The organism is Cellvibrionales bacterium, assembly GCA_016713115.1.
Lineage (GTDB): Bacteria > Pseudomonadota > Gammaproteobacteria > Pseudomonadales > UBA7239 > UBA7239.
On record JADJPU010000003.1, the window covers coordinates 1 to 26,397 of the forward strand.

Genomic DNA, 26,397 nt, shown 5'->3' on the forward strand with positions numbered 1-26,397 from the left:
GGGAGATGCAAGAAATGTCTGCACCTTGCCCGTACTCACAACAGCCGCAACGGTATTTAGCATGCGCTGCCATTCAGTCAGCGCATTTCCACCGTCTAACGAACTTCAAATACCGCTTTTGCGTACGGCCTAGCTACAGTGTTGCGAGTCCAGCCATTGCTTACAGCTCCGCCGCCAGTTTGTCGAGCATGTTGGCGTGCCGATTGGCACCGATAGAAGCTTCAACACACGCTCAGCGCCGGTCAGCACCAAAGCAGCCACTTGCTTGTGCAGCTCTTCACGCGCACGGTTTTTCTCGCGGATCGATTTCCCGCTTGTGCAGCCTGCTTCATGCGTTCGGGTGCCTTCTTCACGCGCCTGCTCTTTCAGTTTCTTCCAATCATCTGCGTACCGCGCTTGTTGGTTTGCTCAATAATGGTCATGGCATCATCTTTTACTTGGCGCAATTTATTTGCAGCTTCCTGCTTCGCCAACTCCAGATCACGACCTGCTTTGTCAGCGTTTTCTAAACCGTCAGCAATACGCTTTCCCGCTCAGCTTCACGCCAATAATGGCAGGCCACACAAATTTCGCGCAGAAAGCCACGAACAGCAGGAAGAAGATCATCTGACCTATCATGGTAGCGTTGATATTCACGCCAACACTTCCTCGGATAGTGGATAGCTTCGGATCACAACTTTCGAGCTGACATCAAAGCCAGCTCAACGCAAATCAGACAATGCCTTTGGTTCCCAGTGCAGGAAACACTCATGAACAGGATGTACATAGCGATACCGACGCCGATCATTGGCACCGCATCCACAGACCTGCGATCAAGAACATTTTGCCTTGCAGCATTGGCGCAATTTCAGGCTGACGCGCAGAACCTTCCAGCAATTTGCCACCCAAAATTGCGAAGCCAATTGCTGTACCCTTAGCGCCAAAACCAATCAACAGCGCAGCGGCAATAAGAGCCATACCCATGGTGTATCTCCTCAGCTTTGTTGCGGTAAAAACCGACTTGTTGGTTAAAAATTACTGGTTAAACCATCTATATTCTCATCAAGGATGCTGTTCATCCGGCACTTCATGCGCCATTGCCATGTAGACAACCGTCAACACCATGAACACGAACGCCTGCAGCGGGGTGATGACAACATGAAAAACAGCCCATGCCCCACTGCAATACGCCGGCAACAGACTAAAAACAATCCTCGCACTAAACAAAGTGAAGATTAAGATAAAAATCATTTCGCCAGCATACATATTTCCAAACAGTCGCGGGTTGCGGAAATTGGCTTTGAAATCAAAGACACTGTTTCAGCGCGAAATTAATCAAAACAAGCAGCGGCGCAAACAATAAGCCAACACCGTGAAACGACGGGTTTCAGCGATGGAAGGTTAACTCTTTGATAAAGCCAATCAGACCTTTTTCTGAATGCCAAAAAATCATCAAAGAAAAAGATCGAGAAACTCATACCCACTGTGATATTAGGATCCGTGCTTCGGTACAACCTTTAAAGAAAAAGGGATCATTGCCTGCAGCCAACGCCGCCGCCTTTGGCAACATATCAATCGGCAACAAATCCATAGTTCAACAAGAAAATCCACATGAACACCGTGAGTGCCAACGGCGCAATAACGGGGTTGTGGAAATGGAAAGTGTTTCCATTGCTGTCGATAAACTCAACAACCAATTCAACAAAAGTTTGCTAACCGCGCGGCACACCGCGCTGCACATTGCGCGCGTCACCGCAAAAAACGACAAGCAAAAATAAGACCCAGAGCCAGCGACCAACCGAGTGAATCAAGGTGAAACGCCCAAAAACCCATCTCTTTGGCTTTTTGGCTAGTGTGTGCAAGACCCCATGTGCCGTCAGGGAAGCGACTAAAGTTATTGCAGGTTTTGCAGGTGGCGCTGAATGTAGCCAATCATTGGTCACGCCGCCTTCGGCCGCTTGTCCTGTTGCTACTCCCTGCTTGTTCAGACATAAAACACCATCTGCACCGTTAACCATCATCCGAGCCATCGCGCGCTCAACACCATCCCTAACAACCACGAGGCAAAATAGCCAAAACCGGTTGTTGGCAACGAATTTGTTCAACATAAACAAGCCGGAAAACATCGCTACTACCAAACAAACTTGCCCATCTCGCCGCGCGGAAGCGTGAGGCCACTACCTGCCGCATCTGACGCGCACCGGTAAAGGGAAAGCCGTAAAACACCGAAATACAACCTCGGCAACACTTATCGTTCCACCCCAAAACAGCGCAGCAGCCCGCGGGTTGAAACCAGCCACAACAACGCGGCCATCACCGCCAATACCACTGTTTGAACCAGAGCAATCCGATAAACGGGCGGCTTGAAATACCGCGCTGCGCTTTATTCACCACACACCTCCATGAAACACGCCTCGCTGCGGCACCGTTACCAGCGACCGCGAAAGCGGCGCGCAGTATATAGGGCAAGCTCGCAACTGAGCAAGATAGAACCGCGTCAAAACGCATCCTTTTTGTGCAAGAAAAATACAAGCACCCTATTTTGATGCGGCACCGTATGGGACTCACCTGGCAGCGGCAAAGCTGCTCGAAAAATAGGCAATCGCTATACTGCGCGCCCCCAGTGACGCACGCAGCCACCTCATGGATTTTCCCTGAACGCTTTGATGTGATTGTTATCGGCGGCGGCCACGCCGGCACCGAAAAGGCCTGTTTGGCGGCAGCGCTTGGGGCTGCCGCACCTGCTGGTAACACACAATGTCGAAACGCTGGGGCAGATGTTCTTGCAACCCTGCCATCGGCGGCATCGGCAAAAGCCATCTGCGAAAGAAGTGGATGCACTCGGCGGTGCCGTATGGCACGCGCCACGGACTGGGCTGGCATTCAATTTCGTGAATACTCAACTCGCGCAAAGGATCGGCTGTACGCGCCACGCGCGCGCAAGCGGATCGCGTGCTGCGCCAAAGCGGGCTACCCGCTCGATACTGCGTTTTCCGGCCCACTCCCCAGATTTTTCAGCAGGCTTGTCGCGAAGGATTTGATCAGTCGAAGCGGCGATGGTCGTCAAAGGCGGTCACGCAGATTGGCATCCGCTTTGCCCCCAGTGGTGCTGGATCACCCGGCACTTTCCCATGGCAAAATCCATATTGGTTTGGATAACCATGCCGGAGGTTCCGCAGGCGACCTCCATCACCCGCGCGCGCCGCGACGCTGCGCGAACCGCCGCTGCGGGTTGATCGCCTGAAACCGGGTGACGCCGCCGCGCATCGACGCACGCCTGCCGATTTCAGCGCCATGCAGGCACAGCCCGGCGATACGCCGCTGCTGCTGGTGATGTCGCTTTAAGGCGGCTCGGTGAGCGAACACCCGCAGCCTGTGAATGGTTACATCATCACCATTACCAACGAACGCACGAAATCATACGCGGCGCGTTGGATCGCTCTGCCCATGTACACCTGGCGGTGATTTTCATGCTCAGCCTGCGCTACTGCCCGTCAATTGAAGACGGCATCCACCGCTTTGCCGACAAAACCTGTCGCACCAGGTGTTTGATTTTGGTTTTAGCTGGCTGACCACGCACGGAGTTGAATTCCCAACGGCATTTCCACCGCCGTTGCTTGATGTGCAACTGGCGCTGGTGCGCTCGATACGCGGCATGGAAAACGCCCACATCGGCCCGCCGCCCTGGCTACGCCATCGGAATACGACTTTTTGATCCGCGCGATTTGCAAATAACACCTTGGGAAACCAAGCCCATCCAAGGCCTGTTTTTGCCGGTCAGATCAACGGCACCACCGGCTCGAAGAGGCGGCCGCGCGGGCTTGCTGGCTGGCATCAACGCTGGTCTGAAAGCACAGGGCAAAGCGGGCTGGTATCCGCGCCGCGACGAGCCTTACATCGGCGTGATGATCGACGACTTGATCACCCTCGGCACGCGAGCCCTACCGCATGTTCACCAGCCGCGCCGAATACCGCCTGCTGCTGCGTGAAGAGCAACGCCGACCTGCGCCTCACCGCCAAGGGCGTGAGCTGGGCTGGTGGACGATGCGCGCTGGGCTCGCTTCTGCACCAAGCAGGACGGCATTGTTAGCGAGAGCGAACGCTTACGCACCACCTATATCCACCCCAACACAGCCGCCGCTGACAGCTTGGCTGACCGCCTCAGCAGCCCGCTTTTGCGCGAGGCCAGCCTGATGGATTTGCTGAAACGCCCGGAATTTGGCTATGCCGACATCGCGGCGCGTTTAAAGGCGCGGCCGTGCAGGTACGAGCAAGTGGCCGAGCAGGTGGAAATCAGCGCCAAATACGCGGGCTACATCGACCGCCAGCAGGAGGACATTGAGCGTCTACAGCGCTCCGAGGCCGTCGCCATTCCTGCAGGTTTTGACTACAGCGCCGTCAAGGCCCGTGTCGCACGAAGTCACGCACAAACTCACGCAAGCGCAGCCCGCCACCATCGGGCAGGCCTCGCGCGTGCCCGGCGTTACCCCCGCCGCCATTTCGCTGCTGCTCATCAATCCGAAGAAAAAATCCACCCCCTGCTGCCCCGCGTGACGATGCAAGCCTTGCTGGATAAGGGGCTGGCGACGCTGGAGATCAACGCCAGCGCCGAGCAGCGCGCGCAATGGCTGGCCTATGTGCAACTGCTCGCCAAGTGGAATCAGGCCTACAACCCGACCGCCGGGCGCGAGCCGCGCGAGATGGTGAGTCGTCACTTACTGGACAGCCTCGCTGTCGCTTCAACACATCCACAGCACGCGGCTGCTGGATGTCGGTGCCGGTGCCGGTATTCCCCTCATCCCGCTGGCCATTTTGGGCCAGAGCGCCAGCTCACGGCCTTGACAGCAACGGCAAAAGACGCGTTTTGTGGATCAGGCGCGCATCGAGCTGGGCTTGCAGAATTTCAGCGTGGTGCAGTCGCGGGTGGAGGAGTACCAGAGCGAGCTGCCGTTTGATGGCATCCTATCCCGCGCTTACGCCTCGCTCGCCGATTTTGTACGGTCCAGCCAGCACTGCTGGCGGCAGGTGGCAGCTTCTGGGCGATGAAGGCGCAGCTTGATTCTGCTGGAGTTGAGCGCCCTGCCAAAACCCTTTAAGGTGAGCGTCTGCCTGCGCTTGTAGGTGCCGAATTGCGACGGGAAAGACACCTGATCCGCTGCGAACTCTCTGACGGAATAGCCACAACGTGAGCAAATCATTGCCATTGCCAATCAGAAAGGCGGGGTCGGCAAGACCACCACTTCTGTGAACCTCGCCGCGTCACTGGCCGCCACCAAACGCCGCGTGCTGCTGGTGGATCTCGACCCGCAGGGCAATGCCACCATGGGCTTGGGCATCGACAAACACGAGCTGGAACACAGCGCCTACGATGTGCTGACCGACGACAGTTTTGACATACAACGGGCGATACAAAAAAGCGAAACCTCCGGCTGCGATTTACTGCCTTCCAACAGCGATTTAACCGCCGCCAAAGTGGAAATGCTCAGCTTGATGATGAAAGAGCAGCGCCTGAAACATCAGCTCAAAAAAGTGCGCAGCAATTACGATTATATTTTGATCGACTGCCCACCCGCGCTGAATATTTTGACCGTGAATGAGCTCGCTACCGCCGACAGCGTGCTGATTACCATGCAGTGCGAGTACTACGCACTGGAAGGTTTGTCGGAGTTGTTGTCGTCAATCGAACAAATTAAATCCGTCGTCAATCCGCAACTGGAAGTGGAAGGTATTTTGCGCACCATGTATGACCCGCGCATCAGTTTGACGACCGAAGTTTCCAACCAACTCGCTGAACATTTTGGCGACAAACTGTATCGCAGCGTGATCCCGCGCAATATCAAATTGGCGGAAGCACCGAGCTACGGTTTGCCCGTGCTGCACTACGATCGTCAATCCAAAGGCGCATTGGCGTACTTGGCATTAACGGGCGAAATTTTGCGTCGCCACGGCGCAACCACCAATGTTCCCGAAGTTGCCAACGCCAGCTGAACCACTAAACAAACACGAAGATCACCATGAACGCAAAAAAGAAAAAATTAGGCAAAGGATTGGATGCACTGCTGGGCAGTGCGCTGAAAAAAACACAACCTGAAGAACACACCTCCACAGAAGCCATCGCCGCCGCCATTGCCGCTGCGCCGACGATTGCCATGGCCGACAAAACACCGAAAGACGGTCAATTGGTAAAACTGCCGGTGGAATGGTTACAGCGCGGCAAATACCAACCGCGCCGCGACATCGATCAGAAGCGCTGCAAGAACTCGCCAACTCCATCAAAGCGCAGGGTGTGATGCAACCGATTGTGGTGCGCCCTGTCTCCAACGCCGAAAAGCCTGCCGCGCGTTATGAAATTATTGCGGGCGAACGCCGCTGGCGCGCCACGCAACTCGCCGGACTGGACACCATTCCTGCTGTGGTGCGCGAAGTGGGCGACGATGCCGCTATCGCCATGGCACTGATTGAAAATATTCAGCGCGAAAACTTAAACCCCATCGAAGAAGCAGTCGCACTGCAACGCTTGAAAGATCAATTTGAGTTGACGCATCAAGAAGTGGCGGATGCGGTGGGCAAATCGCGCGTCACCGTCACCAATTTATTGCGTTTGATGTCACTCACCGATGAAGTGCGCCGCATGTTAGAGCGCGGCGATTTGGAAATGGGTCACGCGCGCGCCCTGCTCGGCCTCGCGGAAAATGCGCAGCGCGATGCGGCAAAAAGCGTGGCGGATAAAGGTTTGTCTGTGCGCCAAACCGAAGCCTTGGTGCGCAACATCCAGCATCAACCTGAAGCCAATAAAGCGAGCAAAAACGTCGAGCCCGAACTCAACCCGGATATTCGCCGCTTACAAACCGATTTATCGGAAAAAATCGGCGTGCCGGTGCAAGTGCTGCACAGCAACAAAGGCAGCGGCAAACTGGTGTTGCGCTACAACAGTTTGGATGAGTTGGACGGCATACTCGCGCACATACGCTAATGCCCATGAATGCAACTCACCCACTGTGGTTTTTTGTCGGGTTAGTGCTGAGCAATGTTTTTATGACATTTGCTTGGTATGCACACCTAAAAAATATGAGTGACAAACCGTGGTTGATCGCCGCCTTAGCCAGTTGGCTCATCGCGCTATTTGAATATTTATTGCAAGTGCCAGCCAATCGCGTGGGCTACCAACATTTTTCTGTGAGCCAACTTAAAATTTATCAAGAGGCCATCGCACTCACCGTATTCGTTCCTTTCGCGCTGTTTTACATGAAAGAAAAAATGAGCTGGCACTATGCTGCAGCGGCACTGTGCGTCATGGCAGCCGTTTTTTTTATTACACGCGCACCCAGTCGTTAGCATTACCCACACATCACCCCTACAATAGCCGCCTTTCCGCCCGTAGCTCAGCTGGATAGAGCGCTGCCCTCCGGAGGCAGAGGTCTGGGGTTCGAATCCCTTCGGGCGGGCCATCTTCGATGTCCCTTCCTCGCGATTTCCAGCCACATAGCTGCGCTGTTGCGGCGTTTCACTCGCGCAAAGCATGCTTTGCTAGCGCTCGTTTCACCCCTTCGGGCGGGCCATTAACTTTTGGTGTATTTTTTAATCGTCGCCAGTTGTTTACCCAACGCTTTATCCACCAAGCGCGGCAATACAGCATTGATGCGCGCGAACAACGATTCGGGCCAACCTACAACATATTGGTACGGCGCACCTTTGATAAAAACAGACACCGCTTGCTGGGCAACAGCGTCTGGAGCATCCATAACATTGCCCAATTCTTGATTCAGCGCCACCACATGTTCAGGGTTGAGCGTCGTATTCGTGGCGCGCGGTGCAAAATACAAAACACGCGTATCCGTCTGTGCCAACTCACGCCGCAACGCTTCACTAAAACCGCGCAAACCAAATTTACTTGCACAATAAGCCGTATACCCAGGGTAACCAATATTGCCGAAGGTAGACCCAATATTAAAAATACGCGCGCACTTTTCTTTTCTCAGCGCCGGCAACAACGCACGCACCAATAAAATGGGCACGACTAAATTCAGGTGCAGTTGTGATTGCAACAGCGCTTCTGTTTGATCTTCCAACCACGCGAAGTGATTAACTCCCGCATTGTTGACCAAGCCGTACAAACCGCCAGGCAGCGCCAAACAAACTTCCACCACGCGCCGTCTATCATCCGGCACCAACAAATCCGCCACCAGCACTTGCGCAGAACCGCCATGCTCTGCGATACGCGCCTGCACTTTTTCCAGCATTGACGCATCGCACCCAACCAGCAAAACATGCGCACCCTGTCGCGCCATCTCTTCAGCAACAGCACTGCCAATACCGCCGCTAGCACCGGTAACTAAAATTTTTTTTTTCCTTGCAAGGCTTTCACAAAACACTCTCTTTATTTAATGACGCGAAACATGTCGGCGTACAATCGAAAAATAATTTTTGCCACATGAATAATGTCATCTTGATCTCTCTTGTCATCAATTTTATTCACGACACTTTCGAAAAAATCAATATGCTCAATATCCAATGAACCGTGAGAATACAAATAGCTAAATGCTTTTTTTGGTAGTTGCAATGCCAATCGAATTTTATCTGCCGCCTGAGTGGCCACATTCACGCTGGTTCCTTCCAGCACAAAAACCATCCCCAAAAAACCGACAGGATTGCGCCGCGACACAAAATCCCAAATAAAACTTATCATCAACTCTACGGGCAGCGATGGCACGGCATGGCGCACAATTTCAGCATCACTGCCGCATTGTGCAATGTCGCTCAATATCCATTCCTGATGCCCCACTTCTTCTTCGATGTAATGTGCCATTTTTTCGCGCAACCACTCCTTGTTCTCCGGCAGCCTAGCGCCCACCGCCATCAACAAGGGCAGCGTGTGCTTCACATGGTGATACGCCTGTCCAAGAAACGCGACATATTCATCACGCGTAATTTCACCCTGCAGTGCCGCAGTAATGAGCGGCGAACTGAGCAAATACTCTCTTTCCTGCACCGTTTCCTGCTGCAAACGCAGATAAAAATTAGCGGCGTTCATATGCCATATCCTCCGTGGATGCATAAAAACTGTCGATGTCTGATTTGAAATGCAGCGCAATGTCATCGCGCTTATTGCGCCCATTAGCGGTTGCCAAACCATTGCTTGCGGTAAAGGCTTCCGCCGCACGCAGCCAGTGTCGCACCTGCGCATAATCTGGCAATGCGGCATTTGCGGCGTTCACCGCTTGCTGTAACGCAGTATCCGCCAAACTGGGCGCAAACAGCACGGCCACCAAGAACGGTTTTGCCTCGCCAAAAACAGCAGCCTGTAAAACACCTGCCTGTCCCAGTAATTCACTTTCCACCCATTCAGGGCTGATATTTCTGCCAAAACTGCTGACGATCAGGTTTTTGCGACGACCGATAATCGCAACAAAACCTTCATCGTCGATACGGGCGAGATCCCCCGTCGGCAACCACGAATCGTGCGGCTTATCTTCTTGATCGAGATAGCCTAAAAAATGACTGCCCGCCACTTCGAGCTCACTCGCGGCATTGAGTCGCACTGCCACATGCGGCAAAGGCTTGCCCACGGTTCCCACTTTGTCCGCGCCGCTATGGTTAACGCACACCACGGAACCGCACTCCGACAAACCGTAGCCTTCGTACACGGGCAGCCCTTGTTGACGCGCCGCGCGCAGTAATTCGGGCGCAACGCGCGCACCACCCACCGCCACCAACTTCAATGCACTCACATCAAACGCACTTAAAATTGGCAACACGGCTTTGAGCATCTGCGGCAGGAGAATAACGCTCTCCGCCCGCTGCTCCATCACACAGCGCAAAAATACGGACGCATCCCATGTGCTTGATCCACCCCAACCCACGGCTGCCAGCGGCGGTGTGACACAAGTGACGCCCGCCAATACAGCGGCATACACACCAGCCACATTCTCCAGCAGCACGGGTAGCGGCAGCGCGCACAAATGCCGTTTTACGCCTGCGGCTGACAGTAATTCGGCAATCGACGTTGCCACCGCCTCCTGAGCAGCCTGCGACAGACACACACCTTTGGGATGGCCTGTTGATCCAGAAGTAAAAGTAATTTTTGCCGTGGTCGGCGGCAGACGCACAGCAGGCGCGCGGCGCTCAAGTCGACACAAACCCTCTGCCGACTCGGTGGCACGAACGGTAAACCCACATTGCTGCCACAGCGGTGCATTGGGCTGATCTGTCAGCAGTGTGCCAACCCCCGCACTCTCAAGCGCCCACTGCATTTGTGACGCAGTAAAAAAATGTGGCAGCGGCACACAAACGCGCCCACTTTCTTGACAGGAAAAATCCGCGCTCAACCACGCCGCGCTATTTTCAGCGCACAAAGCCACAGCGCCGCTGCCTTCCTGCAAGGCATTTACCAGTGAAGCCTGCGCGCCTCGCTGCTCAAGCCACTGCCGGTAAATTGTCATACACACCCGCCAATGCCTGTACGCAAGCAGCAGCCAATGTTGGTCGGCACAACAGTGCCGCGTGCGCGGCAGGCAGAGAAATAGCAATCACAACCGTCTCTTGCGTGTAATAGCTGCCCCACGCAAAACGCGCCGCACCCAAACGCTCTGGTGTTGCGCGCGCAATAACCTGAAAAGGAATTCCCACCCGCCGCAAAGCGTTGCGCACGGCCGGCGTGGTGTTGCACACACTCCACGCATAACCGTGTCGATAAATCAGCTCCGTCAGCAGCGGAAACAGTGTTCGCGTTACGCCAGGGATCTGTCCGGCAAGATTGCCGATTTCCAACACCGTTGCGCGCGCCACCGGCACGCCGACATGCTGCGCAATTTCTGTTTCAATCGCGCGATCCAAATATTGTTCGATAAACAATTTCTCATCGCCTGCTGGGCGCAACCCCGCCACACCGACAAGCTCAGTGTGATGATACAAACCTAATAGCCACGGCATAAATGTTTTCACACACGCACCGTAACGTTGCAAAAACTCGCTGGCGACAAAACGCTCCATCGCCAGCCGTTCAGCGCCATCCTCACCAGCCATCACCACCGAGGGGATGTCGCCAGCGGCCAATACATCACTTCCCAAACGCAGCGCACTTTCCACAGGATCACCTGCAACATCAACCACCACAACAGATTCAGTATCTGCTTTGCAGCGTGAAGAAAATGTGAACTTTGCGTCTAAGTACAAGCTTGATGCTTTTCACAGTTTTCGGCTCAGACCGCTGCTATGCTGACCTTGAGCCAATAGCGAGGGCTACCACCATGAAACACAAAAATCTCTTGTCGATCTTGGCACTGTTCCTTGCGTTTGGCGCCACCAATATTGCCAAGGCACAAACCATCAACTACCGCGAAGAAATGCGCCAATTTGTGATTGGCATTTCTGATTACGCGCGCGCTGCGCATCCCAACTTCATTGTGATTCCACAAAATGGCATGCCACTCATTACTAGCGACGGCGAACCCAGCAGCCCAGTCGCCACCAACTACGCCAACGCGATTGACGGCACGGGCATTGAATCGCTGTTTTACGGCTACCCCAAAGGCACGCGCAAAACACCAATCGCCGTGCAACAACCCATGCTGGCATTGGCTGATGTGTTCAAAGCCAACGGCAAAACTGTGATGGTGACAGATTATTGCAACGGCAAGAAAGCACTGGACGCCTCTTACACAAACAACAATGCGCACGGCTATATTTCTATCGCCACCAAAGTCAGCTTGACACGCATTCCGAAATACCCAGCGCAGCCTTACAACGTCAATAACAATGACATCACAGCCATGAGCGATGCGAAAAACTTTCTCTATCTCATCGATCCAGCCAAATTCAAAACCAAAACAGATTTTTTAGCCGCCATCAACGCAACTGACTACGATATGCTGGTAATCGATTTGTTTTTTATTAATGACGGCACCGCGCTCACTGCAGACGATTTGGCGCAATTAAAAATCAAACATAATGGTGGACGGCGTTTGGTGATTAGCTACATGAGTATTGGCGAAGCAGAGTCTTATCGCTATTACTGGAACAAAGATTGGCTTAAAAAGGACACTCGCCCTGTATGGTTAAAAACGCTCAATAAACGCTGGGCAGGAAACTATGCAGTGGAATACTGGAACCCAGAATGGCAGGCCATTATCTACGGCAGCGAAAACGCCTATCTCGACAAAGTATTGCAAGCCGGTTTTGACGGCGTGTATTTAGATATCATTGATGGATACGAGTATTTTGAAGCGCAGCAGACTCCGTAACCTCCTCAATGTGATCTGCTAATAGTGCTTGTCCATACGGATTGAGGTGCGCATCCAACCACAAATCTGTGCTGGGAAGATAGCGGCTTTTAAACAGAGAATGCGCCACCCCTCGTTCGTCCAATTCTTCTGCCAGCGCGCGTATAGCAACAAGATTTTCTCCTTGCGTGTCTTGCGTTTGCAAAATCACCGCATGAAAAAACATGCCGCGTTTTTCACAATACTGGCGAATTTCAGACAACAGTTGTGCTGCCAACAATACCTTGTCATGCATTACCGGCGTCAATGCCGGCAGCACTTCCGGCTTACCGCGCCTCTGAATAAAAGCGATCACCCCTGGCATGTGGTGCGCAATAAAACTCAACACCTGTACGCGACTGGACCAATCATTGGGCTCTGGGATTTCTGTGACAGGAATGCTCTGCTCCACCTCCCTGTAAGGAACGGGAACATTGGTTAAACGCAATTCATCGCCTGAGGCCACAAAGGCCGGTTTGGGATAGGCATATCTTTCGGTTGCTGCGTTGTCATCAAAATCGTTGAAATAAAATTCAAGAATGACGCCTTGATACTGATATGTTGGATGCTGCTCCAAAAACTGCTGCAAACTGAGCCATTCTTGGTCGGTACCGTAACCCGCTATACCCAAACTGTAGAGATTTTTATCCGTGTTTTTTCGTGAAAATACTGCGGCTGCCGTTTCATTGTCTTCCACACCCCAGCCCCAAGCGTAGGAATCACCGAGCAGCAGGTAATTTTTCTTGCCCTCCACATACGCTGGATACATATCGCGATAACCCGCTGCGTCGTGGCTAACCGTAACGTGAAAATCTTTACTGTAATACGGCGTGGACAAATTTTTCACTCCACGCCAGCCCAGCAACTTATCGTACTCAAACAAATGGCTGTAAAAAGCTGGGCGAATGCCACCGCCGTAATCAGGGTGTGGAGAAAAAATTCTCACCAACACCTCCGCAAGCAACAATGCCATAACCAAACCAATGATGACAGCAGCAATATTGCTAAGAACTTTCAGAATCCAAGAAAAAAATACGCGCATTTAGCAGCAGCCATAAGTAAAAACATTAGTTACCAGAAAACATACTCTCAATTCTTTTATCTGGTACTAGCCACAGCAATGCCACAGCCACATAAAAACCAATTGAAATCCACGGATTGATAAACGCCGTAGGAATAGCAGACATATATAACACCACCGACAATTTACCTTTGCCATCGCGACCAATGGCTTCTGCCAACGGAGAATGTTCCCCTTCATGTTTGATAATGGTGTATTGCAATATGAAGTACGCCAGCGCAGCCATCAGCAAAATAAAGCCGTACATCACCACCGGCAATGTGGCAATCATATTTTCACCGATCCATGCCGTTGAAAACGGGAACAGCGACAACCAAAACAGCAAATGCAAATTTGCCCACAGGATGCTGCCGCTCACGCGCTGTACAGAATGCAACAAGTGGTGATGGTTATTCCAATAAATACCAACGTATACAAAACTCAACACATAGCTGGCAAAGACCGGTATCACCGACTGCAACACACTCCAATCAACACCGTGCGGGACTTTTAATTCCAACACCATAATAGTAATGATGATGGCCAACACGCCGTCGCTGAATGCCTCTAAGCGATTCTTTCCCATAAATTATTCCAATATTCAGCGATGGATTTGGCCAAAATGACCGCTGTTAAAATCATCTATCGCCTGCGCAATTTCTTCGCGTGTGTTCATCACAAAGGGCCCATAGCCCACCACGGGCTCTTGAATCGGCGCGCCGCTCAACCACAACAACTGAGCGTCAGTTTCTGCGGTGATTTTCACACCATTGCCAACCGTATCCAACACCGCCAACTGTGCATCACCGCGCAGGGTTTTGCCATCAACATTCACCTCGCCTTGCAAAATCACTAATAGCGTATGCCAACCCTGTTGCGCAGGCAGCGTCACCACGGCGCCTGCCTGTACATTCACATCCCACACTTGCATAGGCGAAAACGTGTGTGCCGGTCCTTGCAAACTTTCATACGCGCCGGCAATTACACGCACTGTTCCCGCACTATTTGACAAGTTGGCAACAGGAATATTTTCTTTGGTGATGGCTTGATAACACGGCGGCTTCATTTTGTCTGCCGCCGGCAAGTTCACCCACAACTGCACCATATTGAACATACCACCGCTGCGCGCAAATGCTTCGCTGTGATACTCCTCGTGCAAAATACCGCCCGCCGCTGTCATCCACTGCACGTCACCCGCACCAATTACGCCGCCCTCGCCCGTGGAGTCGCGGTGCGCCACTTCACCCTGATAAACAATCGTTACCGTTTCAAAACCGCGATGCGGATGCTGCCCTACGCCACGTCGCGCCGTGGTGGGTGAAAACTCCATAGGTCCCGCGCGATCCAACAACAAAAACGGACTAATTTCCGCGCCAAATGTGTTGTAAGAAAATAAGGAGCGCACAGGAAAGCCATCACCCACCCAGTGTTGCGCGGGTGCATCGTGAACAGCTAACACTCGTTTTAGTGCAGACACCGCAGCTTCTGTTGATTGCATACACACCTCCTGATTTCTTAGGGCGCGCCTGCTTGAAACACGCACAGCCATCACGCGATACTCTAGCGCGTTACCTCACCCGATGCACAACCATGCTCAATACCCTGCAATCCTATTTTTTCCACACCCGCCGCCTGTTGCTTTCACACCTATTTGAAATGGTGTTGTCGCTGGCTGCGTATTGGTTGAATCGCCAATCTCCACAAAAAAAATCACGCACAACAACACCTTTGGAGCATCCGCAACGCCCAGAAGATTTTGCGCCCTTGGCACAAAGCAACTTCACCAATCCCTTTCCCTACTACCAGATGTTGCGCGATCAGTTTCCTGTGTATCGCTTACCGAATACGCGTTTTTGGTTGGTGTCGCGCTACGAAGATATTATGAATTTGGCGCGCGACACCGAAGCCTGTTCCTCACGCATCACGGAAATTTTGGTCAGCGGCAAACCCAAATCTATCGACAAAAACACACCTTCGCTCGCCGAGTGTTTAGGCGCGTGGGGCGTGGTGCCGGTGGATGTGCTCGCCGTGCAAGACCCACCGACACACAGCGCCGAGCGCAAAATTGCGCACAGCGGTTTCAACGCGCATTTTGTCAAAGCACTGGAACCGGAAGTGCAAAAATTATGTGATGAAATGTTGGATGAACTGCTGCCGCAAGGCGAATGTGAATTTGTGCAGCAATTTGCGTGGCGCTTGCCGATGCGCCTCATCATCCGCTTACTCGGTTTACCAGAAAGCGATTACGAACAAATCAAAGCTTGGTGTTGCGACAATATCCGCCAACTCAGCGGCGTAATTACGCGCACAGAATCGCTGAAAACCGGCTGCTCCAGCGCGCAGTTTGTGCGCTATTTGTGGCACCACTATCTGCGCATGAAAAAAAATCCGCCCGACAACTTCACTGGTATTTTGATACGCGAAGCCAATGACCCCAACAGCGTAATGACCGATCAGCGCGCCATTTCCACGCTGTTTCAACTGCTGATTGCAGGTTCTGATTCCTCTGCCAGCTCCATGGGCAATGCGCTGCGCATGTTGGCACTGCGTCCAGACATCGAACAACAACTGCGGCAGCAGCCTGAAAAAATCAACGATTTCATCGAAGAAGTATTTCGTTTGGAATCAGCTTTTCAAGGGCATTTTCGCCTCACCAAAAAATCCGTCACGCTGCACGGCGTCACCATTCCTGAAAACCAGCGCGTGTTTTTAATGTGGGCATCCGGCAATCGCGACGAACGCTTTTGGGAGCGGCCAGACGAATTAGACCTCAACCGCACCAACGGAAAAAAACACCTCACTTTTGGTCACGGCGTGCATGCCTGCATCGGGCGCGAATTGGCGCGCATGGAAATTCGTATTGTGATCAGCACACTGTTGTCGCGCACAAAATTCTTTACTATTTGTGGCGATACCCCGTTTGAAGCCAGCATGTTTGCGCGCACTCTGCTCGCACTGCCCTTGCGTTTTGAACTCTCTCACTAAAGAAATACAGCCATGAATTTTGATAACGATTCCAACACAGCCACGCAACACGATCAGCACGGGCTGTGGCCGCAAGCCAGCTCGGTGGACGACTTTCGCCACAACATCGCAGCGGTACAGGCGCGCATTACTGCCGCCTGCCAGCGCGCAGGGCGCGACCCCTCCAGCGTGCGCCTGCTGCCGGTGAGCAAGACCAAACCCGAAGCGTGTTTGCGTGCCGCCTACGCCGCCGGTTGTCGCATGTTCGGTGAAAACAAACCGCAGGAGGCGCACCACAAATGGGAAGCTATGGCAGATCTCAGCGATCTGCGCTGGTCTGTGATCGGTCATCTGCAAACCAACAAAGCCAAACTGGTGGCGCGCTGTGCCAGCGAATTTCAGGCGCTAGACAGCCTGCGCGTGGCGGCGGCCTTGGACAAACGCTTGCAAATTGAAGGGCGCAGCTTGGACGTATTCGTGCAGATCAACACCTCCGGCGAAGCCAGCAAGTACGGCCTACACCCCGATGCCGCTGCCGCTTTTCTGCGCGAATTGTCGGCCTTCTCAGCGCTGCGTGTGCGAGGCTTGATGACGCTAGCGCTGTTCTCTGCTGAAGCGGAACGGGTGCGCGCGTGTTTTGTACGGCTGCGCGAATTGCGTGACCGATTGCGACAAGACGCGCCAGATGGCGTTGATTTAAGTGAACTGTCGATGGGCATGTCAGGCGATTACGAAATCGCTATCGAGGAGGGCGCGACCGTGGTGCGTGTGGGGCAGGCTATTTTTGGCGCGCGTCAAACAACTGATGCCGACTACTGGCCGCCGGCAACATAAAGGTATTTTTGAAAGCCGACAAACACATCGCGTATGTGCTTGTTATGTGCTTTTTACCTTCGTATAAAATTTGACACGAGGCAGCCCTTTGAAATCACTATCTTGTGTCCAGATGGTTGCGTTAAATTTTTGCGCAGTTGCAAAAATAATGCTGTCGGCGAGAGGGAGTTTATGAACGACACCAAAATGTCCAGCGTCAACGGCTAGCTCGCTATCCAGCTCCACCACTCTCCCCTGTTTCATATGCGCAATGGCTGATAAAGCGTGCTCTTCGCCCGTTTGACGCATAATATTTTTGAACACTTCCGTGATGGTTATGCTGGGAACGAGCAATTTCTCTAGATTCTCAATCGCCTTGCCGAAGACCGCCGCATTTTGGTCGCCAGCAAAATAGGAAAGCCACGCTGAAGAATCAACAACATTCATACGCGGTCATTTTCTCTTTGCACGTCAGTATTTATTCCTTTTAAAAACCCTTTCATGTCTTTCATGGGCTTAAGAGGGATAAGTTCAATCCGATTTTGGTAAAGCAAAACCTGAACTTTTTGCCCTGAAAAAATCCCCATGGATTCCCGAATATCCTTGGGAATAACAACTTGAAACTTGGGAGAAACCGTAACCGCAGTCATGGCAAGCACCAGTATCGATAGAATACATGTAAAACAGTACCAATATCGATATACCTTGTCAAATCAGATCAAAACTCCGACAAAACAAAAGGAGTGTAGGGTCAAAGGGGCGACCATATCTTTGCCAGTTTTCATGCACTGGCACGCCACTGCCAAATCCAACCCTGCTGAATGTTATAGCCCTGTGACATACTCACCGAGCACCTTCAACTCGTTTGTCTGATCAGATTGCAGCACTATGTCCTTATATCCGAGCGCATTCGTTTTCGGTTTTAGAACTATTCGAGAGTGCTCCCAGCAACCAGCACTATCAATTATTTTTTCGCTATGGGACTCCTTCACCGTGTAGTGCCCGCCCATCTCCACATCCTGAATCTCACGGTGTTGAACAAGCACAACTTTACCTTCGCGAGATCCACCGAGATCAGTCTTGAACAAACACCATGATCTGTTTTATCGCGCCTATTACAGCAGAATTACCACGAAGCCCCTAGACCACTCAGGCACAAAAAAACCGCCGCAGCGGTTTTTTATTTGCCGATTACATCGGACTATTTAAATGGTACCCGAGGCCGGACTCGAACCCCCACAGCTTTCGCCACTACCACCTCAAGGTAGCGTGTCTACCAATTCCACCACCCGGGCTAAAAATTATTTTCCTTTCGATGTTTCAGGCGCAGCAGGCACATCTGCTGCCGGTGTTGTCGCTTCCGGTGCGGTCGGCGCATCGCCAGCTGGCGCTGTTTTTTCTACAGCAGGTGCCGCATCACTAGCAGGCTGTTTTGCATCTTTGTTGTGTTGCTCAATGACGGCGGCGGAAGGAATGCCTTCATCGCTCAGACCGGTGCCCGCTTTGTTTTTAGCCAACATCGCTAAACCAAAACTGGTGACGAAAAAAACTGCCACCAAAATCGCTGTGGTGTGGCTGAGGAAGTTGCCGCTGCCGGTGCTGCCAAACAGCGTTTGCGAGCCACCGCTGCCGAAAGAAGCACCGACTTCTGCGCCTTTACCCTGCTGCAGCAGGATGAGGGCGACGATGGCGATGCTCACCAAAATGTGTAGTGCAATGATCAGTGGTTCCATGCTTGTTCCGCTGCGTTAATGATGGCGCAAAACTGTTCGGGGTCTAGCGCTGCGCCGCCCACCAAACCGCCATCGACATCTGGTTGGGCAAAAAGAAGGGCGGCATTATCCGCTTTCACACTGCCCCCGTAAAGCACGCGCAACTCGCCAGCATGAGTCGGTAGCCGCTCTGCCCATTGCTGTCGAATAAAGGCATGCACAGCCTGCGCCTGCTCGGGCGTGGCGGTTTTGCCAGTGCCTATTGCCCACACCGGTTCATACGCCACCACCAATTGCTGCAGTTGCACTGGCTCCAAATGATCCAAGGTCGTGTAATTGTCGAGCCACCACCAACTTCGTTGCATCTCGCTCACGCTCGGCCAGCGTCTCTCCCACGCACAGCACCGGTGTAATGCCACAGGCTAATGCCTGACGAATTTTAGCAACCACCTGATCGTCCATTTCACCTAGCAAAGTGCGGCGCTCTGAATGCCCCACCAGCACATAATGGCAGCCGAAATCCGCCAACATGGCCGCTGCTACTTCACCGGTATACGCACCCTGCGCATGATCGCTCACATTTTGTGCGCCCCACTGAATTGCCGTGCCCTGCAATTGTTCGCGACACGCTGCCAAGTATGGAAACGGCGCGCACACTGCCATTTGCGTGTGCACAATGTTTCTTGTGCCTTGCAACAAAGCTTGCATCAACGCGCTGTTACTGGCCTGCGTGCCGTGCATTTTCCAGTTGCCGATGACCAAGGGTTTGCGTGATGAATGCGTCATAAAAACCTCAAGCCAATGCTGTTTCAACCACAACTGCCAATTCAGCAGCCAACGGTTTTACTAAGCCCATGTCTGCGCCTTCCACCATTACGCGCACTACCGGCTCCGTGCCAGACGGACGCAACAAGACACGCCCTTGTCCACCCAAGTTTTCTTCGGCTTGTTGCACCGCTTGGTGAATGACTGGATGCTCACTGAGATCAAATTTTCTGCACGCACGCACATTAATCATCACCTGCGGAAACTTGTGCATACCGCGTCGCGCTTCTGCCAGTTTTTTGCCGCTGTTACGCAGCGCCAACAACACTTGCAGAGCAGAAACCACACCATCACCGGTGGTGGTGAAATGATTACAAATAATATGACCGGAAGATTCGCCGCCGAGGTTCCAACTGTTTTCTTGCATGCCTTCAATCACATAGCGATCGCCCACTTTGGTGCGCACAAAAGGAATGTCACGCTGCTGCAAGGCCAATTCAAAACCCAAGTTACTCATTTGTGTGCCGACCACACCTTTGCACATGCCGCGCTGCTGTTGATCGCAGGCGATGATAAAGAGCAATTCGTCGCCATCCACCAATTCACCCGTGTGATCAACAAACAGCACACGATCGCCGTCACCGTCAAACGCAATACCGAGATCGGCTTTGTGCTCCAACACCGCGCGCTGCAATTCACTCGGATGGGTAGAACCGCAGTTCTGATTGATATTCAAACCATCCGGCTTGCTCGCCAATTCAATCACCTCTGCGCCCTGCTCGCGCAATACATTCGGCGCGATGTGATAAGTAGCGCCATTAGCACAATCCACCACAATACGCATGCCGCGCAAATGAAAATTAAATGGCGTGGTGCTTTTGCAAAATTCAATGTAACGCCCCGCCGCATCAACAATGCGTTTGGCCTTACCCAGTAATGTAGGATCTTCTATCTGCATCGGCTCTTTTAACTGCGCTTCAATTTCCAACTCCACTTCATCGGGCAATTTTCTGCCGTCCGCACAAAAAAACTTGATGCCATTGTCTTCATGCGGATTGTGCGAGGCGCTGATCACAATGCCTGCTTGTGCGTTAAAGGTGCGCGTGAGATAGGCAATCGCCGGTGTAGGCATAGGCCCCAACAAACCCACATTCACACCGGCACTGATTAAACCCGCCTCTAAAGCCGATTCAAACATGTAGCCAGAAATGCGCGTGTCTTTGCCTATCAAAATCAATTTATTTTCATCGCTGGCGTGACGCGCAAAAACTTTCCCTGCCGCCCAACCCAAACGCAAAATAAAATCCGGCGTGATGGGATATTCTCCTACACGACCACGAATGCCATCGGTGCCAAAAAATTCTCTACTCACACGATTAATCCTTTTTAATTTTTTTCATTGATGGCGCACCATACGCGCACCATATCGACAGTTTCTGCCACATCGTGCACACGAAGAATAGCGCGCCGCGATCTAAAGCCATTTGTGCCAAGGCCAGAGAAGCAGGTAAGCGTTCCTCGACAGGTTTACCCGTCAGTTTACCGGCTATGGATTTGCGCGACAGCCCCACCAAGAGCGGATACGGCAACTGCGCCAATACATCTAAACGGCGCAGCAAATCTACATTGTGTTCTAGCGTTTTACCAAAGCCGAAGCCGGGGTCGAGCAAGATATTTTGCGGCGCAATACCAGCCTGTACACAAGTGGCTGCGCGCTGTTGCAGCCACGCAGCCACCTCCGTTACCACATCGTCATAGTGCGGATTGTCTTGCATATTTCCCGGCTCACCCTGCATGTGCATCAAACACACAGGTAAACCCGTTTGAGCGGCAGTTTGCAGCGCGCCTTCGCGTTGCAGCGCACGCACATCATTGATCATGCCTGCGCCGAGTGCAGCCGCCTCGCGCATCACTTGCGGGTTGCTGGTATCAACAGAAATAACCACATCCAAGCGCGCAGCTATCGCTTCAACAACCGGCAACACGCGCGCCATTTCTTCCTGTGAGGAAACCGGCTGCGCATGCGGGCGCGTGGATTCACCGCCTATATCCAACGCGCGCGCACCATCGGCCAGCATTTTTTCTGCGGCGCGCAGGCAGTGATCAATCTGTGCTTGCTTGTGCGCAAAAAACACGCCGCCATCAGAAAAAGAATCGGGCGTGATATTAAGGATGCCCATCACCACCGGGCTGGATAAATCCAACACACGGTTTGCGCAGTGCAATGGAGCGTGCTGGATCAGCGAGCGATCAATGTTCGCCCGCTGGCCCACCAATCGGCGTCACATTATTCGGCGGCGGCGTGTTGTTTTCAGCCGCTTCTGGCGTATTGCCACTCGGCTTATTGCCGCCGGTGTTGCTGTTGTGCCAATCGCGCGGCGCACGCACAGCACGGCGCGCCATCAAATCATCCACTTGCTCGCTGTCCAGTGTTTCATATTCCATCAGCGCATTTTTCATCGCTTCCAAAATATCAGTATTCGCTTGCAGCATTTCTGTGGCGCGCGCATAACTCGCATCCAGAATGGTTTTAATTTCGCTATCAATCAGCTCTTCTGTGTGCGCAGAAATATTTTTTTCACGAAAACCTTCGCCATCGCGCGCGTCGTAATCCAAGGCACCCAACTTTTCAGACAAACCGTAATTCACCACCATTGCGCGCGCAATGCTGGTCGCCATCTGAATATCGCTGTACGCGCCCGTGGAAACGCCGTCTGCACCGTAAATCATTTCTTCGGCAATACGACCGCCGTACGCGGTGGCAATATCGCTCAACAATTTGCGTTTGCTGGTGCTAATGCGATCTGCTGTTGGCAAAAACCATGTGATGCCCAGCGCACGACCGCGCGGGATGATGGTCACTTTGTGTATCGGGTCATGCTCAGGCATGAGATAGCCGACGATAGCGTGACCGGCCTCGTGGTAGGCAGTCATGGTTTTTTCTTTTTCCGACATCACCATGGATTTGCGCTCGGCACCCATCATGATTTTGTCGCGCGCTTTTTCAAATTCTTCCGTGGTCACCAAACGGCGATTGCCGCGCGCGGCAAACAGCGCCGCCTCGTTCACCAAGTTGGCGAGATCTGCACCGAAAAACCAGGCGTACCGCGTGCAATGACGGAGGCATCCACCGCTTCATCCAACGGCACTTTGCGCATATGCACTTTCAAAATTTGTTCACGGCCGCGAATATCCGGCAGCGCCACATGCACTTGGCGATCAAAACGACCGGGGCGCAACAGGGCTTTATCCAACACATCGGGGCGGTTAGTAGCGGCGATGACAATCACACCTTCGCTGCCTTCAAAGCCGTCCATTTCGACGAGCAATTGATTCAGCGTTTGCTCGCGTTCGTCATTGCCGCCGCCATGACCGCCGCCGCGATGTCTGCCCACGGCGTCAATCTCGTCGATAAACACAATGCACGGCGCTTGCTTCTTTGCCTGCTCAAACATATCGCGCACACGCGACGCGCCCACGCCAACAAACATCTCCACAAAATCAGAGCCGGAGATAGAAAAAAACGGCACTTTGGCTTCACCGGCAATCGCTTTTGCCAATAAAGTTTTACCGGTACCTGGGGGGCCAGACATCAACACGCCGCGCGGAATTTTTCCACCCAATTTTTGAAAGCGCGAAGGGTCGCGCAAAAACTCCACCAATTCGCTGACATCTTCTTTGGCTTCGTCTACACCGGCCACATCAGCAAAAGTGGTTTTGATTTGGTCTTCCGACAACAAACGCGCTTTGCTTTTACCAAAGCTCATCGGCCCACCTTTGCCGCCCATGCCGCCCTGCATTTGGCGCATGAAAAACATGAACACACCGATAATCAACAAGACGGGCAACACAGCAAAAAACAATTGCTGCAACAAGCCGGGTTGTTCCGGCTCACGCCCTTCTACTCTGACATTGTTGCTCAACAAATCGTCCATCAAATGTGTGTCCAATACATTCGGGCGCACAGTTTGAAACGCAGTGCCATCCTTCATTGCACCGTTGATTTTTTGACCGTCGATCACCACCGAGGCCACGCGCTGCTGTTGTACTTTGAATAAAAGCAGAGTATTCGAGCGCGCTGGCCGGTTGTTGCGGTGCGAGATTTCGGAACGCCGACATCAGCACAAAAGAATGGCACCCCAGATCAGCAGTGTTTTAATTGTGTCGTTCAAAATCAAACCCTCTCGATACCACTTTCAATACATTTTCTTGCTCGTGACATAGCCACACAGCATTGTTAATTTTTAAAACCTTGCGCTAGCAGATACACCTCACGCGATCGCGCGCGCGAGGCCTGCGGCTTGCGGGTGCTCACTTTTTTGTAGCGCCCCTTCAAGACTTTCAGCAGTTCATCAAAACCTTCGCCGTGGAATACTTTGCGAGGAAAGCGCCGTCTGGCTTCAACACTTGCGCCGCCATCTCGCTCGCCAGCTCCACCAAGCACATCGCGCGCGGCTGATCCACACCTGCCATACCGCTCATGGTTGGGGGCCATATCCGAAATCACAAGGTCCGCCTTGCGTTCACCCAGAGCGGCCAATATCTCCGCCAACACCGCCTCTTCGGTGAAATCGCCGTGGATAAAATCGACGCCGGCCAGAGTATCCATCGGCAAAATATCACTGGCGATCACGCGGCCGTGATGCCCCACCAGCGCCACCGCCACTTGCGACCAGCCGCCAGGGGCGGAGCCAAGATCCACCACGGTCATGCCGGGGCGAATCAGGCGATCTTTCTCCTGAATTTCCAGCAACTTAAAGCTGGCGCGCGAGCGGTAGCCCTGCTTCTGCGCTTCTTTGACGTACGGATCATCAAAATGCTCCCTCAACCAGCGCCCGCTGCTGCGCGAGCGACCCACTTTTTTTGCAGGTTTATTGATCGGGGAGTCGGGAGTCATGCGTGGTTTCCGTTGCTGTGACCATCATACCAGTTGACCGCCGTAAGCGCTACAATGCGCGCCCGCCCTCGCCTCTTCGGACAGCCGCCATGAGCCTCGACAGTCACACTCGCCAACAACTGAAAGCATTGGGGCATGCGCTCAACCCGGTGGTCACTGTGGCTGGCAAAGGATTGGCCGACAGCGTACTTGATGGAAGTGCGTCGCGCTCTGCACGACCACGAACTGATCAAAGTGAAATTCGCCGTGGGCGATCGCGTAGCAAAGCAACAAATCATTGCGGATATGTGCGCCCGCTGCGAATGCGAATTAGTGCAACAAATTGGTCACATTGCGCTGGTATACAAGAAGAATCCACAAGCGAAATTGGGCTTGAGCAATATTCGTAACAGCGTTGAGTAAAACTGTCGCTCAACGCATCGGAATCGAAATTTTGAGTTCAGCGCCCTGATGACATCAAGGTAATTGTTGCTGCCATTTTTTTTTGTCCGGATTATTCCGTGTGGCCGTACTGTTGTCGTCTCCTTCCATAATCAAGTTCCCACCTAACCGCACATCATTTGATCTATTTTTTCGCAAAAAAGTCTGGGATTTCTTTTTGTTTTTTCACCTCCCATCGCGAAGTGTGGCCGTAGTAAAGGTCTTCTTTCATTCGCAAACGCAGTGCTTTTTTGGGTGTTGTTGTTGCTTTTGGCACTTGCGGTTGTGATTTGTTTTTCACTACCGCCACGGCGGCATTGCTAACCGGCTCCGGTTTTTTCACTACTTCAGGCTTTTTGATTTCCTCAACGGAGGGCTCTACATCTTTACTGGCGGCGGCGGCTGCGCCAAATCCACCTCACCTTTGCCAATATCGGACGCGATCACAACCGCATCTGCTTTTTTTCCGTCGCCAATGGCAGTAAAAGGCGCCTCGTGGCACTTCGCCTTCCCAGTGTGGCTGCACCATGTTTTGCCATTGAAATTCTCGTTTTTTTTCGTATTCATTCACCGCAAACAACAGCAGCAACGACATCAGTAACAAACCGAGAAAAATCGTTGTGCTGCGAATGACAGTGCGCTGCTGGATAGTGGTTTTACCGCGTTCGCCGCGGCGGCAAGCCGGTGTGCTGCGTCAATAATTTATTGGCGCGACGACGATACATGGCATCGGCATTTTTGATACGCGTCAATTTTCACCGGCTGCGTTTTAGGAATGAGGTGATGCGCGCTGTTGCCGATCAAATCCGCGCGCCCCATTTTGTGCAACGCCGTATGTGCAGCAGCGGCCAGTTGTCTGATCGTGATAGCGCAAAAACGCTTTGTGCAATTTGCGTTGATTGATGCCCTTCGGCACCGCCACGGTTTCGCTGTTGGCACGAATGCGTTTTAGCGGATTTTTTCCTGTGTGATACATCGCGCTCGCCATCGCCATTGGCGAGGGAATAAAAGGCTTGCACTTGATCAGCTTGGAAATTGTATTTCTTCAACCACAGCGCGAGATTCATCATATCTTCGTCGCGCGTGCCGGGGTGAGCCGCCGCAAAATACGGAACGAGATACTGTTTCTTGCTTCGCTGCGCGCGAATATTTTTCAAACATGCCTTTGAAGCGGTCAAGCAAGCAATGCCCGGCTTCATCATCTTGGTCAGCGCTTTCTTCCGTGTGCTCGGACGCACTTTCAAATAACCACCGAAGATGATGCGTGACCAACTCCTTTCACATACTCCGGTTTCTCTACCGCCAAGTCATAGCGCAGACCCGAGGTGATCAATATTTTTTACCCTTGGCACGCGCGCGCGCTTTGCGATACAACTCTCACCAGCGGCATTTGATTGGTTTCGAGATCGCTGCATATCGCTGATTACATACAAGACAAGCGCCGACAACTCTGCTACATTTTTTTTCGTCTTTGTAAATTCCAAGCGCCACATATTGGAGTGGTGGGGCCGCCGAGATCAGAAATCACGC

General features: G+C 52.7%; 21 protein-coding genes, 2 tRNA genes and 10 pseudogenes. 11 read left to right on the top strand and 22 right to left on the bottom strand.

What is annotated here, in order from left to right:
• Positions 1-160: 160 nt before the first annotated feature.
• The 3 pseudogenes from IPK30_12205 to atpB all read right to left on the bottom strand — a co-directional run bounded on the left by IPK30_12205 (position 161) and on the right by atpB (position 1,915).
• A pseudogene (locus IPK30_12205) lies at positions 161-636 on the bottom strand (F0F1 ATP synthase subunit B).
• 34 nt (positions 637-670) lie between these two features.
• Positions 671-963, bottom strand: a pseudogene (atpE, locus tag IPK30_12210) (F0F1 ATP synthase subunit C).
• A gap of 78 nt (positions 964-1,041) precedes the next feature.
• Positions 1,042-1,915 (bottom strand): annotated as a pseudogene (gene atpB / locus IPK30_12215) (F0F1 ATP synthase subunit A).
• 621 nt (positions 1,916-2,536) lie between these two features.
• Here atpB and mnmG point away from each other — a divergent pair.
• From mnmG to IPK30_12250, 7 genes and pseudogenes are all read left to right on the top strand, one after another.
• Positions 2,537-4,533 (top strand): annotated as a pseudogene (gene mnmG / locus IPK30_12220) (tRNA uridine-5-carboxymethylaminomethyl(34) synthesis enzyme MnmG).
• Positions 4,530-4,934, top strand: a complete 405-nt coding sequence (locus IPK30_12225) for a class I SAM-dependent methyltransferase (protein ID MBK8103977.1) — start codon at positions 4,530-4,532, stop codon at positions 4,932-4,934. The pseudogene mnmG and the gene IPK30_12225 overlap by 4 nt, the downstream one beginning before the upstream one ends.
• Positions 4,846-5,025, top strand: coding sequence for a class I SAM-dependent methyltransferase (locus IPK30_12230; protein MBK8103978.1), 180 nt, complete (start codon positions 4,846-4,848; stop codon positions 5,023-5,025). The genes IPK30_12225 and IPK30_12230 overlap by 89 nt, the downstream gene beginning before the upstream one ends.
• A gap of 147 nt (positions 5,026-5,172) precedes the next feature.
• Positions 5,173-5,967 (top strand): ParA family protein, encoded by a 795-nt coding sequence (locus tag IPK30_12235; protein ID MBK8103979.1) that lies wholly within the window; start codon positions 5,173-5,175, stop codon positions 5,965-5,967.
• A gap of 26 nt (positions 5,968-5,993) precedes the next feature.
• A pseudogene (locus IPK30_12240) lies at positions 5,994-6,952 on the top strand (ParB/RepB/Spo0J family partition protein).
• A 5-nt stretch (positions 6,953-6,957) separates the two neighbouring features.
• Positions 6,958-7,314: a DMT family protein gene (locus IPK30_12245; protein ID MBK8103980.1), complete on the top strand. Its 357-nt coding sequence runs from the start codon at positions 6,958-6,960 to the stop codon at positions 7,312-7,314.
• A 36-nt stretch (positions 7,315-7,350) separates the two neighbouring features.
• Positions 7,351-7,427 (top strand) — tRNA-Arg (locus tag IPK30_12250).
• Positions 7,428-7,538: 111 nt separating this feature from the next.
• On the opposite strand, the gene IPK30_12255 is transcribed toward IPK30_12250, so the two are convergent.
• Genes IPK30_12255 through IPK30_12270 form a run of 4 tightly spaced genes read right to left on the bottom strand, consistent with a single transcriptional unit; the run spans position 7,539 to position 11,091 of the window.
• On the bottom strand, positions 7,539-8,351 hold the full coding sequence (locus IPK30_12255; GenBank protein MBK8103981.1) for an SDR family oxidoreductase: 813 nt from the start codon (positions 8,349-8,351) through the stop codon (positions 7,539-7,541).
• 5 nt (positions 8,352-8,356) lie between these two features.
• Positions 8,357-9,010: an iron-containing redox enzyme family protein gene (locus IPK30_12260; protein ID MBK8103982.1), complete on the bottom strand. Its 654-nt coding sequence runs from the start codon at positions 9,008-9,010 to the stop codon at positions 8,357-8,359.
• Complete coding sequence (locus tag IPK30_12265; protein MBK8103983.1) at positions 8,997-10,418, bottom strand: AMP-binding protein; 1,422 nt, start codon at positions 10,416-10,418, stop codon at positions 8,997-8,999. Before IPK30_12265 ends, IPK30_12260 begins: the two co-directional genes overlap by 14 nt.
• Positions 10,393-11,091, bottom strand: a complete 699-nt coding sequence (locus IPK30_12270) for a thermostable hemolysin (GenBank protein MBK8103984.1) — start codon at positions 11,089-11,091, stop codon at positions 10,393-10,395. The genes IPK30_12265 and IPK30_12270 overlap by 26 nt, the downstream gene beginning before the upstream one ends.
• 134 nt (positions 11,092-11,225) lie before the next feature.
• Between IPK30_12270 and IPK30_12275 the strand changes: the two genes are divergently transcribed.
• On the top strand, positions 11,226-12,218 hold the full coding sequence (locus IPK30_12275) for an endo alpha-1,4 polygalactosaminidase (protein MBK8103985.1): 993 nt from the start codon (positions 11,226-11,228) through the stop codon (positions 12,216-12,218).
• Here IPK30_12275 and IPK30_12280 read toward each other — a convergent pair.
• From IPK30_12280 to IPK30_12290, 3 genes are read right to left on the bottom strand one after another with little or no spacing between them, the layout of a single operon-like run.
• Positions 12,175-13,278 (bottom strand): SGNH/GDSL hydrolase family protein, encoded by a 1,104-nt coding sequence (locus tag IPK30_12280; protein MBK8103986.1) that lies wholly within the window; start codon positions 13,276-13,278, stop codon positions 12,175-12,177. The two genes, IPK30_12275 and IPK30_12280, sit on opposite strands and share 44 nt — an antisense overlap.
• Positions 13,279-13,303: 25 nt before the next feature.
• On the bottom strand, positions 13,304-13,882 hold the full coding sequence (locus tag IPK30_12285; protein MBK8103987.1) for a DUF1211 domain-containing protein: 579 nt from the start codon (positions 13,880-13,882) through the stop codon (positions 13,304-13,306).
• 15 nt (positions 13,883-13,897) lie between these two features.
• Complete coding sequence (locus tag IPK30_12290; GenBank protein MBK8103988.1) at positions 13,898-14,794, bottom strand: pirin family protein; 897 nt, start codon at positions 14,792-14,794, stop codon at positions 13,898-13,900.
• Between IPK30_12290 and IPK30_12295 the strand changes: the two genes are divergently transcribed.
• Both IPK30_12295 and IPK30_12300 read left to right on the top strand, forming a co-directional pair.
• Positions 14,785-16,281, top strand: a complete 1,497-nt coding sequence (locus IPK30_12295; protein MBK8103989.1) for a cytochrome P450 — start codon at positions 14,785-14,787, stop codon at positions 16,279-16,281. The genes IPK30_12290 and IPK30_12295 overlap by 10 nt on opposite strands.
• A 12-nt stretch (positions 16,282-16,293) precedes the next feature.
• Positions 16,294-17,094 (top strand): YggS family pyridoxal phosphate-dependent enzyme, encoded by an 801-nt coding sequence (locus IPK30_12300; protein MBK8103990.1) that lies wholly within the window; start codon positions 16,294-16,296, stop codon positions 17,092-17,094.
• Positions 17,095-17,136: 42 nt separating this feature from the next.
• Here IPK30_12300 and IPK30_12305 read toward each other — a convergent pair whose 3' ends face one another.
• The 9 genes and pseudogenes from IPK30_12305 to IPK30_12345 form a co-directional block, all read right to left on the bottom strand.
• Positions 17,137-17,520 (bottom strand): type II toxin-antitoxin system VapC family toxin, encoded by a 384-nt coding sequence (locus IPK30_12305; protein MBK8103991.1) that lies wholly within the window; start codon positions 17,518-17,520, stop codon positions 17,137-17,139.
• Positions 17,517-17,723 carry an AbrB/MazE/SpoVT family DNA-binding domain-containing protein gene (locus IPK30_12310; protein ID MBK8103992.1) on the bottom strand — a complete coding sequence of 69 codons (207 nt, stop codon included), beginning with the start codon at positions 17,721-17,723 and terminating at the stop codon, positions 17,517-17,519. Before IPK30_12310 ends, IPK30_12305 begins: the two co-directional genes overlap by 4 nt.
• 560 nt (positions 17,724-18,283) lie before the next feature.
• Positions 18,284-18,368: transfer RNA gene (locus tag IPK30_12315), tRNA-Leu, on the bottom strand.
• A 6-nt stretch (positions 18,369-18,374) separates the two neighbouring features.
• Positions 18,375-18,806, bottom strand: coding sequence for a preprotein translocase subunit SecG (secG, locus tag IPK30_12320; protein MBK8103993.1), 432 nt, complete (start codon positions 18,804-18,806; stop codon positions 18,375-18,377).
• Positions 18,794-19,571 (bottom strand): annotated as a pseudogene (locus tag IPK30_12325) (triose-phosphate isomerase). Before IPK30_12325 ends, secG begins: the two are co-directional and overlap by 13 nt.
• Before the next feature lie 7 nt (positions 19,572-19,578).
• Positions 19,579-20,922, bottom strand: a complete 1,344-nt coding sequence (gene glmM / locus IPK30_12330) for a phosphoglucosamine mutase (GenBank protein MBK8103994.1) — start codon at positions 20,920-20,922, stop codon at positions 19,579-19,581.
• A gap of 14 nt (positions 20,923-20,936) precedes the next feature.
• A pseudogene (gene folP, locus IPK30_12335) lies at positions 20,937-21,730 on the bottom strand (dihydropteroate synthase).
• Positions 21,731-21,800: 70 nt separating this feature from the next.
• Positions 21,801-23,669: pseudogene (gene ftsH / locus IPK30_12340) on the bottom strand (ATP-dependent zinc metalloprotease FtsH).
• 118 nt (positions 23,670-23,787) lie between these two features.
• Positions 23,788-24,447: a 23S rRNA methyltransferase gene (locus tag IPK30_12345; GenBank protein ID MBK8103995.1), complete on the bottom strand. Its 660-nt coding sequence runs from the start codon at positions 24,445-24,447 to the stop codon at positions 23,788-23,790.
• A gap of 89 nt (positions 24,448-24,536) precedes the next feature.
• On the opposite strand from IPK30_12345, the pseudogene IPK30_12350 reads away from it, so the two are divergent.
• Positions 24,537-24,849: pseudogene (locus IPK30_12350) on the top strand (YhbY family RNA-binding protein).
• 163 nt (positions 24,850-25,012) lie between these two features.
• Here IPK30_12350 and IPK30_12355 read toward each other — a convergent pair.
• From IPK30_12355 to IPK30_12365, 3 genes and pseudogenes are all read right to left on the bottom strand, one after another.
• Complete coding sequence (locus IPK30_12355) at positions 25,013-25,210, bottom strand: hypothetical protein (protein MBK8103996.1); 198 nt, start codon at positions 25,208-25,210, stop codon at positions 25,013-25,015.
• 35 nt (positions 25,211-25,245) lie between these two features.
• Positions 25,246-25,434 carry a hypothetical protein gene (locus IPK30_12360; GenBank protein ID MBK8103997.1) on the bottom strand — a complete coding sequence of 63 codons (189 nt, stop codon included), beginning with the start codon at positions 25,432-25,434 and terminating at the stop codon, positions 25,246-25,248.
• 135 nt (positions 25,435-25,569) lie between these two features.
• A pseudogene (locus tag IPK30_12365) lies at positions 25,570-26,317 on the bottom strand (DUF3362 domain-containing protein).
• Positions 26,318-26,397 lie beyond the last annotated feature (80 nt).

Bases quoted from the DNA above. Each gene is read 5' to 3' on its own strand.
- IPK30_12245 (MBK8103980.1), top strand. From the start codon at position 6,958: ATGAATGCAACTCACCCACTGTGGTTTTTTGTCGGGTTAGTGCTGAGC.
- IPK30_12260 (MBK8103982.1), bottom strand. From the start codon at position 9,010: ATGAACGCCGCTAATTTTTATCTGCGTTTGCAGCAGGAAACGGTGCAG.
- IPK30_12265 (MBK8103983.1), bottom strand. From the start codon at position 10,418: ATGACAATTTACCGGCAGTGGCTTGAGCAGCGAGGCGCGCAGGCTTCA.
- IPK30_12275 (MBK8103985.1), top strand. From the start codon at position 11,226: ATGAAACACAAAAATCTCTTGTCGATCTTGGCACTGTTCCTTGCGTTT.
- IPK30_12280 (MBK8103986.1), bottom strand. From the start codon at position 13,278: ATGCGCGTATTTTTTTCTTGGATTCTGAAAGTTCTTAGCAATATTGCT.
- IPK30_12285 (MBK8103987.1), bottom strand. From the start codon at position 13,882: ATGGGAAAGAATCGCTTAGAGGCATTCAGCGACGGCGTGTTGGCCATC.
- IPK30_12290 (MBK8103988.1), bottom strand. From the start codon at position 14,794: ATGCAATCAACAGAAGCTGCGGTGTCTGCACTAAAACGAGTGTTAGCT.
- IPK30_12300 (MBK8103990.1), top strand. From the start codon at position 16,294: ATGAATTTTGATAACGATTCCAACACAGCCACGCAACACGATCAGCAC.
- IPK30_12305 (MBK8103991.1), bottom strand. From the start codon at position 17,520: ATGAATGTTGTTGATTCTTCAGCGTGGCTTTCCTATTTTGCTGGCGAC.
- IPK30_12310 (MBK8103992.1), bottom strand. From the start codon at position 17,723: ATGACTGCGGTTACGGTTTCTCCCAAGTTTCAAGTTGTTATTCCCAAG.
- secG (MBK8103993.1), bottom strand. From the start codon at position 18,806: ATGGAACCACTGATCATTGCACTACACATTTTGGTGAGCATCGCCATC.
- IPK30_12345 (MBK8103995.1), bottom strand. From the start codon at position 24,447: ATGACTCCCGACTCCCCGATCAATAAACCTGCAAAAAAAGTGGGTCGC.
- IPK30_12360 (MBK8103997.1), bottom strand. From the start codon at position 25,434: ATGAATACGAAAAAAAACGAGAATTTCAATGGCAAAACATGGTGCAGC.